Genomic DNA, 13,290 nt, shown 5'->3' on the forward strand with positions numbered 1-13,290 from the left:
TCGGCGCCTAGTGGCGCCGATCCAATAATAATCCCTGGTTCCATCACACCTTTAGCGATGACTATTCCAGCGTAACACTGCAAGTGATATGGATGATCGAAGTACAAGCATTAAGCCGTCATTACGGTAGCGGGGAAAGCCGCGTTGTCGCCCTCGATGAGGTGTCACTGCGCATCGACGAAAATGAATTTGTTGCCATTATGGGGACGTCAGGGTCCGGCAAATCCACCTTGATGAATATTCTCGGTTGTCTGGACTCACCCTCAGGTGGCCACTACCGCCTGTCCGGGCAGGATATCGCCAGCATGGACGATGAATCCTTGTCCACAATCCGCAACCAACAAATCGGCTTCATTTTCCAAACCTTTCATCTGCTGCCCCGGCTCTCGGCCCTGCAGAATGTCATGTTGCCGCTGCGTTATTCGGACATTTCTCTGCCCGCCGCCCAACAGCGCGCCGCCGCCATGTTGGACAAAGTTGGTTTGGGACATCGCAGTCACCACAAACCTTTTGAGATGTCAGGTGGCCAGCGCCAGCGTGTAGCCATTGCCCGAGCCTTGATTAATAACCCCAAGGTAATTTTTGCCGATGAGCCCACTGGTAACCTCGACACCCGTACCTCAGAAGAAATCATGGAGTTGCTATGTGGTTTACATCAACAAGGACAAACCATAGTCATGGTCACCCATGAGGAGGACATTGCCGCTCATGCCCAACGTATTATCCGCATGAAAGACGGCCTGGTGGTGGAGGACAGCAAATGCAATTGAAGTATCTCGCGCTGATTTTGCTCGGCGGCCAACTACAAGCCTCTCCGCTGATTCTCAGTGGTCAGGTGCGGGCAGCCGAAAGCCAGGCATTTTATGCACCACGCACCGACAATTGGCGCGTGCAGGTTGACTGGCTAATGAAAGAGGGTCAGGTCGCCCAGATCGGTGAACCTGTGGTGGTATTTGACGGCAGCAGTATCCAAAACAGTATTGATCAGGAAGAAACCAGCCTGATCACTGCCCGTGAAGAACTGGTTCGTCAGCAGTCAGACGGCGAACTAAAAGTGCTTGAAGCCCAATCTGGGTTGCAACGTGCAGAGCTATTAGTACAAAAAGCACGCTTGGATGCCTCGGTGCCCAAAGGGACACACAGTGCGTTCGATTTTGAAAAATACCAGTTGGAACTGGAAAAAGCCCTGGTTGCCAGAACCAAGGCCGAAGACAAGCTGGAACAGGCCAGGCTCAGCCATCAAACCGCCATTGAAAAGCAGCAACTGAAAATTAGTAATCATGAACGGCAGTTGGCCTATCACCGTCATAAATTATCGCTGATGAGTCAAACCGCCCAGCGCAGCGGCCCGGTGATTTACGCCGACCACCCCTGGACAGGGGAAAAAATGTTTACCGGTATCACCGCCCAGCCGGGCTGGCGCATCGCTGAGATTCCGGCTATCTCCGGCCTGTATGTTGAGGCTTGGGTGCACGAAGCTGACCAGACAAAACTCATCGCAGGTCAAGACGCCACCTTGCGCTTTGACGCCTACCCCGGGCATCAGATAAACGCAACGCTAAAGGAAGTATCACAGCAACCAGAGCAGCGTCGTGAATGGGGCAATGATGCCTATTTTCGCAGTACTTTCACCTTCACAAATCCGCAAGACATTCAGCTACTGCCAGGCATGAGTGCGCAACTGGAATTGAAGGGGGGGCAGTAGCATGAATCGCATCCTGTTGATCACCCTGTTTTCCTTATTGGCGGCATGTAGCCCGGAGTCTAGCTATCAGGTCAAACGCGAAAGCCTGACCAGTCATGTCGAAGCCAGCGGCGAGTTGAAGCCGTTACAGAGCAGTACCTTGGCGCCCCCGGCAGTAGCCCGCATGTGGCAGTTTCAAATTAAGCAGATGGCCACAGAGAACAGCAAGGTTAAAGAGGGCGAACTGGTGCTGGCATTTGATGACAAGCAAGTTCGCGACCGCATGCTGGATAAGCAAGCCGAGCTGGCTACGGCCAAAAAGGAGCTGGAAAACCAAAGCCTGAAACAAGAAGCCGATGAAGAGGAACTGAAACTGGCACTGGCCGAAATGCAAATGAACTTTGATAAGGCCAAACGCCGGGCCGACATTGTCGATAACTCACGCTCTGAGTTAGAGCGTCAGAAAAGTGTGCTGGATTTTAAAATCGCACAAATTGATTTGCATCTGGCCAACGAGAAGCTAAAACACCATCAGGCATCCAAGAAACGCAATATCAAACTGGCCAGTGCCAAAGTGGAGCGTCTGCAAGGCGATGTACGCGAGCTGAAGCAATCTATTGCCAAGCTGCAAGTGCATGCCCCCTTTGACGGAATCGTGCTGTACAAGGCCGACTGGAACGGCGAAAAGCCAGTGGTTGGCGAGTCGGTCAACTTTGGCCAGGCGGTGATGGAAATTGCCAAGCCCGACCAATTGCAAATTGTTGCCCAGATCCGGGAAGCAGACAGCGGCCAGGTGAAAGCCGGCCAGAAAGTTGACATTTTACTGTCCGGTAGCCAGGACATTGCATTAAGCGGCACGGTTGCCTCATTAGGACAAGTGTTCCGTAATATGTCCAGACAGGACAAGCGTCGTATCATTGATGCTGCCATTGTGCTGGTTCATATCGACCTGAATACCATGCGGCCGGGCATGACCGCCAGGGTAAAAATTCAGGTTCAGCAATTTGACCAAGCCCTGACCCTACCCCAGCATCTGGTCAAAACCGATGGCCAGCGTCACTGGGTACGGTTAACCGACGGTAGCGAGCGCGACGTAAAGCTCAGCTCGCTAACACAAGGACGGGCGGTGGTACAAAGCGGCCTGGATGAAGGAGAGAGTGTACTGCCATGAGGAGCCTAATTTGCCTGTCGAGTTTACTGCTGGTTGCCTGTAGCGAAGAAAGTAACCAGATTCCCTTGTATGAAGCACAGCGCCAAACCTTGTCGGTCATAGTGCCCGCCAGTGGTGAATTGTTTGCTGCTAAATCCGAAGCCCTTACCGCTCCCGCCTTTCGTAATGGCCCACAAAGCCTGGCCTGGCTGGCACCCGAATTTAGCCAGGTCAAAGCCGGTGATGTCATCGCCCGTTTTGACGGCGAAAGCCTGTCAGTCAGAGCCCAACAGTTTGAGCACAGAATTGCCCTGAGTAACCTGGATATCCAGGAAAAGGATGCCTCGCTGGCCACCGAAGGAGTGGCCATTACACAGGACATCGAACTGGTCGGCGAAGAGAAGCAGTTTGCCGAGCAATTTGCCATTGACGATGTGCAAATCCGCTCCAAGCTGGAAATTCTGGAATCCTTACAAAACAAAGAATATCTGACCGCGAAACAAGGCTATCTGCACTGGAAAGACGACAGCTTTAAACAAAGTTCAGCAGGAGAGCTAGGGCTGTTGGCCATGCAGAAATCGCAACATCAACAACGGCTCAACTCCTTCACCAGCAGCCTGGAACTGCTGGAAGTGCGTGCTCCTCATGATGGCACGCTGGTCTATTACGCGGACTGGTCCGGGCAAAAGCCCAGCGTTGGCCAAACCATGTGGCCAGGCTCCAAAATTGCCACCTTGCCAGATCTCAGCCTGGTCAAGGCCAAGCTGTTTGTGCTGGAGTCCGAAGCCTTGGATCTGGCTGCCGGTCAGGCCGTGAGCCTATATCTGGTGGCAAAACCACAGCTTGAACTACAAGGCAAGGTAGAGAGCGTAGCCCCTATGCCTTCCAGTATCAGGCGCAATGACCCGCAAAAATACTATGAAGTAACCGTTAGCCTGGCTCAGCAGGATCCGGATTTATTGGTGCCTGGACGTAAAGTGGAAGCGCGGATTAAGGTACTGGAACAACCCGACAGTTTGGTAGTACCGCTGCAAAGCCTGTTTAATCAGCAGAACAACTATCAGGTGTTTCGCAAAGACGGAAGTGATTTTACCACCGTGCCTGTTCAGGTCGGTCGTACCAGCCTGTCTCATGCGCAAATCATCGCGGGCCTTGACGAAGGCGATGAGATTGCCTTGATCAATATCGAGGATAAATTGTGAAGTATCTGTTGTTATTACTCGATACCCTGGACGAATTACGCCAACACACACTGCGTACCTTTTTAACCCTGCTGGGGATGATTTTTGGTGTGGGGGCGGTGATTGCCATGCTGAATATTGGCACCGGCGCAGAGCGTGAAGCTCTGCGTATGATAGACAGCATGGGTCTGCGTAATCTGATTATTAACGCACAAGAGTTTGATCAGGAGACCCTACAAGAACAGCGCAAACATTCCAGGGGGCTGAACCTTCGTGACGGCGAGGTCGCCACCAGCAGCCTGCCTTTTGTTAGCGCTTTTGCTGCCATGAAAACCCTGGATACCTTTGAGCTGTTCAGTCATGCCGGACGTAGTGATGGTGAAGCCGTTGGCGTGAGCGCCAGCTATTTTACCTTGAGCAAACTGGCATTGGCCGAAGGCAGGGTTCTGAATGAGGACGATGAGCGCCATCTTAATCAGGTTGCCTTGCTCGGTGCCAATACTGCCGCTCAGTTGTTTCCCCTTGGAGATGCATTGGGCCAGAACATTAAAATTAACCATCTGTGGTTTAAAGTCGTGGGTGTTCTGCAGGCACCTTATTTGAGCAAAGAAGAGTTTCAGGGCATCAAGCTGGGTGGCGAGCAGAACCAGGTGTTTATCCCTCTGCAAACGGCGCTACGCAAGTTTCCAGCCGAACAACTGGACAGTGAATTGACCAGCCTGAAACTGGAAATCCGCGATGATACCGATCCGTTGGTGGCGGCGAAGGCGATAAACCGTCTGCTGGAACAGCGCCACAATCAGATTGATGATTTTGATATGGTGGTTCCTGCCGCCTTGCTGGCACAGCAAAAGCAAACCCAACAAATATTTAATATAGTGATGTCCTGTGTGGCCGGTATTTCATTGCTGGTCGGTGGCATAGGCATCATGAACATTATGCTGGCCACTGTGCTGGAGCGCACCACGGAAATAGGCTTGCTCAGGGCTATTGGGGCTACCTGTAAAGACATTCGTATTCAGTTTGTGGCGGAAAGTCTGACCATCTCAATTGTCGGTGGCTTGCTGGGTATTCTGTTTGGTATTGGCCTGTCAGAGGTGATCGCCTTATTCAGCGGCTGGGCGGTCAGTTGGTCAGTCACGGCCATATTACTGTCTTTTAGTATATGTACCGCCATTGGCCTGGGTTTTGGTATCTACCCTGCCATCAAAGCGTCGCAGCTGGATCCCATCGAAGCCTTGCAACATCATTAGGTATGAGGCGCTGCTTTGGCAGCAAGCAATAAAAAAGGGTTGCCGTGGCAACCCTTTTTTGTCTTTTTGGCTTACGCCTGAGGACCGGCTTGGCGGATTTCCTCAGAAACTTCGTACTTAGCAAAGTTCTGACTGAATTCCTTGGCCAGGTTAGCCGCATACTCGTCGTACTTAGCTGGATCAGCCCAGGTATTACGTGGATTCAGCAGCTTGCTGTCTACACCAGGGACAGCGACAGGCACATCCAGGTTAAGCTGAGGCAGATGCTCAGTAGCAACACCTTCAAGCTTGTTGTTAACGATGGCATCCACCACTGCACGGGTGGTAGGAATATCAAAACGGCTGCCCACACCGTAAGGACCACCGGTCCAGCCGGTATTGACCAGATAAACCTTGGCACCAAACTCACGCACACGCTTCATCAGCAGCTCGGCATACACGCCGGCAGGACGAGGGAAGAAAGGCGCACCAAAACAGGTTGAGAATGTTGACTCAATGGCAGCGGTCGAACCAATCTCGGTTGAACCAACCTTGGCGGTGTAACCTGACAGGAAGTGGTATGCAGCGGCTTGCTCAGACAACACAGACACCGGCGGCAACACACCGCTGACATCACAAGTCAGAAATACTACGGCACGCGGCTCACCGGCACGGTTTGCCACTTCACGCTTTTCAATATGCTCCAGAGGATAAGCAGCACGGCTATTTTGCGTCAGGCTACTGTCTCTGTAATCAGGGGCGCGTTTGTCATCCAGAACGACGTTTTCCAGCACAGTACCGAAACGAATGGCATCCCAGATAACCGGCTCATTGGCCTGAGACAGGTCAATACATTTCGCGTAGCAACCGCCTTCAATATTGAATACAGAGCCCGGTGCCCAGCCATGTTCATCATCACCAATCAGGAAACGCGACGGGTCTGCCGACAGGGTGGTTTTACCCGTACCAGACAAGCCAAAGAACAAAGTGACATCGCCCTGTTCGCCTACGTTGGCGCTACAGTGCATAGGCAAGACATCTTTTGCTGGCAATAAGAAGTTCTGCACCGAGAACATGGATTTCTTCATTTCCCCTGCATAGCGCATACCCGCCAGCAACACTCTGCGCTTCGCAAAGTTAATGATCACCACGCCATCGGAGTTAGTACCGTCGCGCTCGGGTTCACAAACAAAACCCGGTGCATTCAGGATCTGCCAAGCTTCTTTGCCGGCATGATTCCAGTTTTTGGGACGAATAAATAAGTTACGGGCAAACAGCTGATGCCAAGCGGTTTCGGTACGCACTTGCAGCGGCAGATAATGTTCTGGATCCGCCCCTACTTCCAGATGCGACATAAAGTGATTTTTACCCGCCAGATAAGCGTCCACCTTGTCCCATAGTGCATCAAATTTATCAGCGTCAAACGGACGGTTAACTGCGCCCCATTCGATTTCCTGCTCGGTAGAGGCTTCCTTGACAATAAAACGGTCTTTAGGTGAACGGCCAGTACGGACGCCGGTTTCTACTACCAGGGCACCGTTGGCGGCCAGATGGCCTTCACCACGGGACAAGGCTTGCTCGATCAACTCGGCCGAGGTCAGATCCACTAAAAGATTCGGGGGAACAGAGGTCATTTGCGGGTACTCCAGATGTAAAGCTTTCAGATGTTCTTTCAATATTATTTTTTGGCGCGCATCATACAGGAATTAGGCTGTGTAGGGGTAGGAGAAACGGATATTTTTTCGCCTAATCTGAAAGACTTTCATAAATTTGATCCATAACTTTCAGTTATACCTACAGCTGGCGAAAGAAAAGCGATTTTCTGGAATTTTATGACGATTGAACGTTGGCAGATGGCAGATGGCAGATGGCAGATGGCAGATGGCAGATGTGAACAGTCTTGGCTAAGACCGCCCTCTATCAACCGGGCGGCTGCCATCTGATAACTTGTTTCTTTAACGCCGTTTTCAGCTCAGCGAGGAAGGTTGATCAAACTGCCCTGCATGAATGGCTTCAATGTCGATGGCATCAAAGCGATATTCGGCATGACAATATTGACAGTTGATCGCCACTTCACCGTCTTTAGCGGCAATGTCCAGCAAATCCTGCTTATCTACCGAGGCCAGCGCCATAGCACTGCGTTGACGGCTGCAACTGCATTTAAACAGCACAGGTTGCGGGGCAAACAGCTCAACCTCTTCTTGGTGGTACAAGCGATAAAGAATATCTTGTACCGGTAACTCCAACAGTTCTTCGGCCGTGATGGTGTCGGTAATCTGAGCCAGATGCTCAAACTCTTCATGGGCGGAAGCCGCCACCGGCAGTACCTGCAGCAACATTCCCGCAGCAAGCGGAACGTTAACCTCTGAACGGGTTTTCAAGACCACTCTGGTGGCTAATTGCTCAGACTGGCTGAAATAGCTTTCCAGACACGCCGCCAGACTGTCCTTATCCAACGCCACCATACCCTGATAACGCTCGCCATCTTTAGGGGTTATTGTGATAGCCATCACCCCTTTTACAAACATGCTGGCAAAATCATTGGGTACGTCACCATCCCAACGCGCGACACCGCGCAGTTCTTGCTTGTGGGTACCATTAATCACCGCGTATTTGATGGGTCCTTCACTTTGCAGTTGCACTGCAATATCCCCTTCAAACTTGAGGGTAGCGGTTAATAGCGAAGTGGCGGCCATCAGCTCGCCCATTAAACGGCGAACCGGAGGCGGATAGTCCTGCGCAGCCAGTACCGCCGCATAACTGTTCTGCAAACGAACTAATTCACCCCTGACATGCGCTTTTTCAAACAGGTAGCGGTATAGATTATCATTGTTTTCAGACATGCTTTGCTTCTCTGTATTACACCCCGCCATATATCGGCAGCTGGCAACTATTGATGTTTAAACCTGATAATATCACGACGCTGTTTCTTGTCAGGTTTATGTTCAGGTCGCGGGTTGTACAAGGCCCCCGCTTGCCTGGCTTCAGCATTGGCTTCGCGCGCTGCCACACTCTGCTCCGTCTCTTCATACATGGCTTGTGCCAGAGACGCAGCGCGGCGTTTATCATGCACTTCACGCACAATCACCTCTTTTATATCATGACCCTGCGGAACTTTTAGGGTCGCGCCAAGCTCCACTATCTTGCTGGGTTTGCTCCGCTGCCCGTTATATTGTACTTTTCCCCCCTGCACCATGTCTCTGGCTAAGGCGCGGGTTTTAAAAAAGCGGGCGGCCCACAGCCACTTATCTAAGCGTACTGCAGTGTCGTGATTGTTTTTTTGCGTAACTGTGTTCATATGTGTGGGAATGTAATTTTTTAGTAACTTTACAGGATTAAAGTTGTGGCCCTTTTAGCGACTGGCTATGATGGGCTGGATAGTTTAGCACAGGTCAGGTTTCCCCTTCAGCATGCCACATCTTTGGCTACCGAGCCCCCAAGACTTGACCCGATAATATGGCAGCAACGTGATAACGCTAAAATCTGACAATTTTCAACAAGTCTGGTTGAGCTTGATACGACATCAACATCGTATTGCGCAAGTCCTGGTCATTCTGCTTAGCCTGTATTTACTGGCCTTTGCCGCTGACCTTACCTGGCGTTTGTTACCTAATCCGACCCAGGATGCCCTGCCCGCTCAGGCCGTTATGCTAGACCGCACAAAAAATCAGCGGGCTCAGGTTAACATTAACGACATTCAGCGTCTGGATTTGTTTGGCAGACCGCAGGCCAACGACACTAAGCCGGTAGTGGTAGAAGACGCGCCTCAAACTAATCTTAATCTGACACTGACCGGTGTGGTAGCCAGCGATAATGTTGAGCGTGGGGCCGCCATTATTGAAAATCAGGGCAAACAGAATACGTATGGGATCGGAGAAAAAATTGACGGTACCAATGCAACGGTCAATGAAGTCTATGCCGATCGCATAATCATCAAAAATGGTCCACGCATGGAAACCCTGATGCTGGACGGAATTGAGTTCAACAAAGGCAGGCAACTTAACGACCAGCGTAACACTTCACCTTCGCCGGCCCCTGCCCCCCAGCGCCGTTCATTGAGCCGTGAGGCTGCCCAGGCCACTCAGGCCCTGCAATCGTCTCCGGCTAACTTTACCGACTATATCGCCATCAGCCAGCATATGGTGGATGGTGAACTTAAAGGCTATCGCGTCAGTCCGGGTAAGAAACCCGCTTTGTTCCAGGCCGCCGGCCTGCAAGCTAATGACGTAGTCACCGAAATCAACGGTCTGGATTTGACTGATATCCAGCAGTCCATGGAAGCCATGTCCATGTTGCGTGAAACCGAATCACTGCAACTGACAGTAGACAGAGACGGCGAGTTGCTGACTCTGTATTTGGATCTTCCATCCGACGACAGCGAATTATAAGGATAATCACCATGAGGCTATTCAGCCGTCGCCTGCTTACTCAGCTTAGTGTCGCCGCCAGTGCGGCGTTGTTGTGCACCGCATCAGTTATTAGCGCCGCTGAGTATTCACCGAATTTCAAAGGCACCGACATTGATGAATTTATCAATATTGTCGGCAAAAACCTGAAGAAGACCATCATCGTTGACCCCAACGTGCGAGGCAAGATCACGGTTCGTAGCTACGACTTGCTGACAGAAGAGCAGTATTACCAGTTTTTCCTCAATGTGCTGCAAGTTTATGGTTTTGCGGTAGTAGAAATGCCCAGTGGCATTCTCAAGGTGGTAAGAGACAAAGACGCCAAGTCATCCAACATTCCGGTAATAGAAGGTACTTCCTTTGACGGCGATGAGATGATCACGCGCGTGGTGCCCCTGTATAACGGCTCGGTACGGGAATTAGCCCCCCTGCTTCGCCAGCTTAACGACCAGGCAGGCGGCGGCAATGTGGTCAGTTATGACCAGTCCAATGTGATGCTGTTAACCGGCCGCGCTGCGGTGGTTAACCGATTAGTCGAAATTATCGAGCGGGTGGACAAGGCCGGTGATAAAGAAGTGGATATCATTAAGCTCAGATACGCCTCCGCCTCCGAAATGGTGCGCATCGTCGACAGCATCAATAAAAATCAGGGTGCGAAACAAGGTGGTGTTGACGCCTTAGAACCCCGAGTGGTGGCCGATGACAGAACCAACAGTGTGATTATCAGCGGCGATATTAAAGCCAGACAGCGTTTGATTAATTTGATTGAGCGACTGGATAAGGAACTGGAAACCAGCGGCAATACCCGGGTTATTTACCTGAAGTACGCCAAGGCGGAAGATTTAGTCAAAGTATTACAAGGTGTTAGCGCCAGCATTCAGGCCGAAGAACAAGGTGCAGCTCAGCCCAATGCCAGACGCACCAGCGGTAAACGCGATATCAGTATTGAATCGCACCCGGATTCCAATGCCCTGGTGATCACCGCCGAGCCGGACATGATGCGCTCGCTGGAAGAAGTGATTCGTCAACTCGATATCCGCCGCGCCCAGGTGCAAGTGGAAGCCATTATTGTTGAAGTTTTTGAAGGTGACGGCACCCAACTGGGCGTACAGTGGATCAGTGAGAACGGCGGCGGCCAACAGTTTACCAATGGTACCGTACCTATAGGTGCCCTGGGTGTAGCTCTGCGTCAGGCCGAAGACCGGGAAGTTAATCGCACCACTTACAGTGCCGATGGCACTCCTATCGTGACCACAGAAACCATTGAAGGCGATCTCACCGCCCTGGCCAACATGTTGGGAGGCCTTAACGGTGCCATGTACGGCGTAGTAAAAAATGGCTGGGGAGCCATCGTCCAGGCCGTGAGTACCGATACCAACTCCAATGTGCTGGCAACACCGCATATCACTACCATGGATAACGAAGAAGCCTTCTTTATTGTGGGACAGGAAGTGCCCATCATTACCGGCTCATCCGCCAGCGCCAATAATAACAACCCCTTCACCACCGTAGATCGTAAGGAAGTGGGCATTAAGCTAAAGGTGACTCCGCAGATCAACGAAGGCTCCGGTGTACAGATGACTATTGAGCAGGAAGTCTCCAGCGTCAGTGGTACCACAGGGGTGGATATTTCCATCAATAAACGCGAGTTGAAGACCACAGTATTAGTGGAAGACGGTGGCACAGTGGTGCTGGGCGGTCTGATCGACGAAGACGTGCAGGAAAGTGTGTCTAAGGTGCCGCTACTGGGTGATATCCCGATTCTGGGCAACCTGTTTAAATCCACCTCCACATCCAAACGTAAGCGTAATTTGATGGTGTTTTTACGTCCGACCATTATTAAGGACGGCGTGACCATGAATACCATCAGTCACCGTAAGTACAACTTTATCCGTGCCGAGCAACTTAAGCGCCAGTCCGAAGGTGTGCCGTTGATGCCTTATACGGAAACACCTGTCTTACCCGAATGGAATGACGCCCTGAGCTTACCCCCCACTTTTGATGAGGTAATGGAGCAAAAGCGCAAAGCGGAACAAGCCAAACAAGGCGGTGGGAAAGATTAATGGAAAGGGTGCAAACCACAGAACCAGCGCCAGTCGACGATCTGATGCCAGCCCATAAGCAGTTGGCCTTTGGCTTTGCCAAGCGCAACAAGGTGCTGCTGGATACCGGCCAGGAACCAGCGCTGCTGTACCATACCGCGCAAACCCCCTTTGCCGTGTTTGCCGAAGTCAGGCGCTTTTTGGGACGTGAGTTTCAACTAAACGAAATCGCCCCGGAAAAATTTGAAAACCTGCTGACCAAAGCCTTCCAGCGCGACTCATCTGAAGCCAAGCAATTGATGGAAGATATAGGCAATGAAGGTGACCTGTTTGCACTAGCCGAAGAATTGCCGGAAACAGAAGATCTACTTGAATCCGAAGACGATGCGCCAATCATTAAATTGATCAACGCTATGCTGGGCGAAGCCATCAAAGAAGGCGCCTCGGATATTCATATCGAGACCTTCGAGAAGCAACTGGTGGTGCGTTTTCGGGTTGATGGCGTATTGCGGGAAATATTGCGCCCTAATCGCAAGATGGCATCCATGCTGGTGTCACGTATTAAGGTAATGGCCAAGCTGGATATCGCTGAAAAACGGGTTCCGCAGGATGGCCGCATCACCTTACGTATCGCCGGTCGGGCGGTGGATGTACGAGTCAGCACTATGCCCTCCAGTCACGGCGAGCGAGTGGTATTGCGTTTGCTGGACAAAAATACCGCCCATCTGGATTTGCAGGATCTGGGCATGACGGAGAATATCCGCGTGCACTTCTCCGAGCTTATCCGTAAGCCCCATGGCATCATTCTGGTCACCGGCCCCACAGGTTCAGGTAAAAGTACCACCCTGTATGCCGGGCTGTCCGAAATCAACACCAAAGATCGCAACATCCTGACAGTGGAAGACCCCATTGAATACGATCTGGAAGGGATCGGCCAAACTCAGGTTAATCCCCGTGTGGATATGACCTTTGCCCGGGGCTTGCGCGCCATTTTACGTCAGGATCCGGATGTGGTGATGGTCGGGGAAATTCGCGACCTGGAAACCGCCCAGATTGGCGTTCAGGCCAGTTTGACCGGCCACTTGGTATTATCCACCCTGCACACCAATACCGCTGCCGGTGCCATTACCCGTCTGGAAGACATGGGCATTGAGCCTTTCCTACTCTCGTCCAGCTTGTTGGCGGTGCTATCGCAGCGGCTGGTCAGAACCTTATGCCCGGATTGCAAAGTGCCGCACTCTCCCTCTGAGCGAGAATGTCAGATTCTGGGCATTGCCCCACATCAGGTCAGTGAATATAAGATATTTGCCCCTCAAGGCTGCGCCAGTTGCAATCAGACAGGGTATCGCGGCCGAACCGGTATCCATGAAATGCTGATTGTCGATGAGCAAATTCGCGAGATGATCCACAATGGTCATGGTGAACAAGCTATCGAGAAATATGTGCGCCACTCCGTACCCAGTATCCGCGATGATGGCTGTAGCAAAGTGCTGCTGGGTATGACCTCGCTGGAAGAGGTATTGCGGGTTACCAGGGAAGATTAACGCCATGGCCGGATACAGTTTCACTTTTCTTTCTGATTGCAGGCTCTACTG

General features: G+C 51.7%; 11 protein-coding genes. 8 read left to right on the top strand and 3 right to left on the bottom strand.

The window, feature by feature from the left end:
- Positions 1-92 precede the first annotated feature (92 nt).
- From IEX02_RS13950 to IEX02_RS13970, 5 genes are read left to right on the top strand one after another with little or no spacing between them, the layout of a single operon-like run.
- A complete protein-coding gene (locus tag IEX02_RS13950; RefSeq protein WP_188696374.1) occupies positions 93-770 on the top strand; it encodes an ABC transporter ATP-binding protein in 678 nt (225 codons plus the stop codon).
- Positions 761-1,705, top strand: coding sequence for an HlyD family secretion protein (locus IEX02_RS13955; RefSeq protein WP_188696378.1), 945 nt, complete (start codon positions 761-763; stop codon positions 1,703-1,705). Before IEX02_RS13950 ends, IEX02_RS13955 begins: the two co-directional genes overlap by 10 nt.
- Before the next feature lies 1 nt (position 1,706).
- Positions 1,707-2,855 (top strand): efflux RND transporter periplasmic adaptor subunit, encoded by a 1,149-nt coding sequence (locus IEX02_RS13960; protein WP_188696382.1) that lies wholly within the window; start codon positions 1,707-1,709, stop codon positions 2,853-2,855.
- Positions 2,852-4,036, top strand: a complete 1,185-nt coding sequence (locus IEX02_RS13965; protein WP_188696384.1) for an efflux RND transporter periplasmic adaptor subunit — start codon at positions 2,852-2,854, stop codon at positions 4,034-4,036. The genes IEX02_RS13960 and IEX02_RS13965 overlap by 4 nt, the downstream gene beginning before the upstream one ends.
- Positions 4,033-5,268 (top strand): ABC transporter permease, encoded by a 1,236-nt coding sequence (locus IEX02_RS13970; RefSeq protein WP_188696389.1) that lies wholly within the window; start codon positions 4,033-4,035, stop codon positions 5,266-5,268. The genes IEX02_RS13965 and IEX02_RS13970 overlap by 4 nt, the downstream gene beginning before the upstream one ends.
- Positions 5,269-5,339: 71 nt before the next feature.
- On the opposite strand, the gene IEX02_RS13975 is transcribed toward IEX02_RS13970, so the two are convergent.
- The 3 genes from IEX02_RS13975 to hslR form a co-directional block, all read right to left on the bottom strand.
- Entirely contained in the window at positions 5,340-6,881 is a 1,542-nt protein-coding gene (locus tag IEX02_RS13975) for a phosphoenolpyruvate carboxykinase (RefSeq protein WP_188696393.1), read from the bottom strand.
- A gap of 333 nt (positions 6,882-7,214) precedes the next feature.
- Positions 7,215-8,090 carry an Hsp33 family molecular chaperone HslO gene (gene hslO, locus IEX02_RS13980; RefSeq protein ID WP_188696396.1) on the bottom strand — a complete coding sequence of 292 codons (876 nt, stop codon included), beginning with the start codon at positions 8,088-8,090 and terminating at the stop codon, positions 7,215-7,217.
- Between the two features lie 47 nt (positions 8,091-8,137).
- Positions 8,138-8,545 carry a ribosome-associated heat shock protein Hsp15 gene (gene hslR / locus IEX02_RS13985; RefSeq protein WP_188696399.1) on the bottom strand — a complete coding sequence of 136 codons (408 nt, stop codon included), beginning with the start codon at positions 8,543-8,545 and terminating at the stop codon, positions 8,138-8,140.
- 208 nt (positions 8,546-8,753) lie between these two features.
- Here hslR and gspC point away from each other — a divergent pair, with 208 nt between their 5' ends.
- From gspC to gspE, 3 genes are read left to right on the top strand one after another with little or no spacing between them, the layout of a single operon-like run.
- A complete protein-coding gene (gene gspC / locus IEX02_RS13990) occupies positions 8,754-9,635 on the top strand; it encodes a type II secretion system protein GspC (protein ID WP_229702226.1) in 882 nt (293 codons plus the stop codon).
- Between the two features lie 11 nt (positions 9,636-9,646).
- Positions 9,647-11,716, top strand: a complete 2,070-nt coding sequence (gene gspD / locus IEX02_RS13995) for a type II secretion system secretin GspD (protein ID WP_188696402.1) — start codon at positions 9,647-9,649, stop codon at positions 11,714-11,716.
- Entirely contained in the window at positions 11,716-13,239 is a 1,524-nt protein-coding gene (gene gspE / locus IEX02_RS14000) for a type II secretion system ATPase GspE (RefSeq protein WP_308422501.1), read from the top strand. The genes gspD and gspE overlap by 1 nt, the downstream gene beginning before the upstream one ends.
- Positions 13,240-13,290: the final 51 nt, after the last annotated feature.

Source organism: Bowmanella pacifica, assembly GCF_014645355.1.
Classification (GTDB): Bacteria; Pseudomonadota; Gammaproteobacteria; order Enterobacterales; family Alteromonadaceae; genus Bowmanella; species Bowmanella pacifica.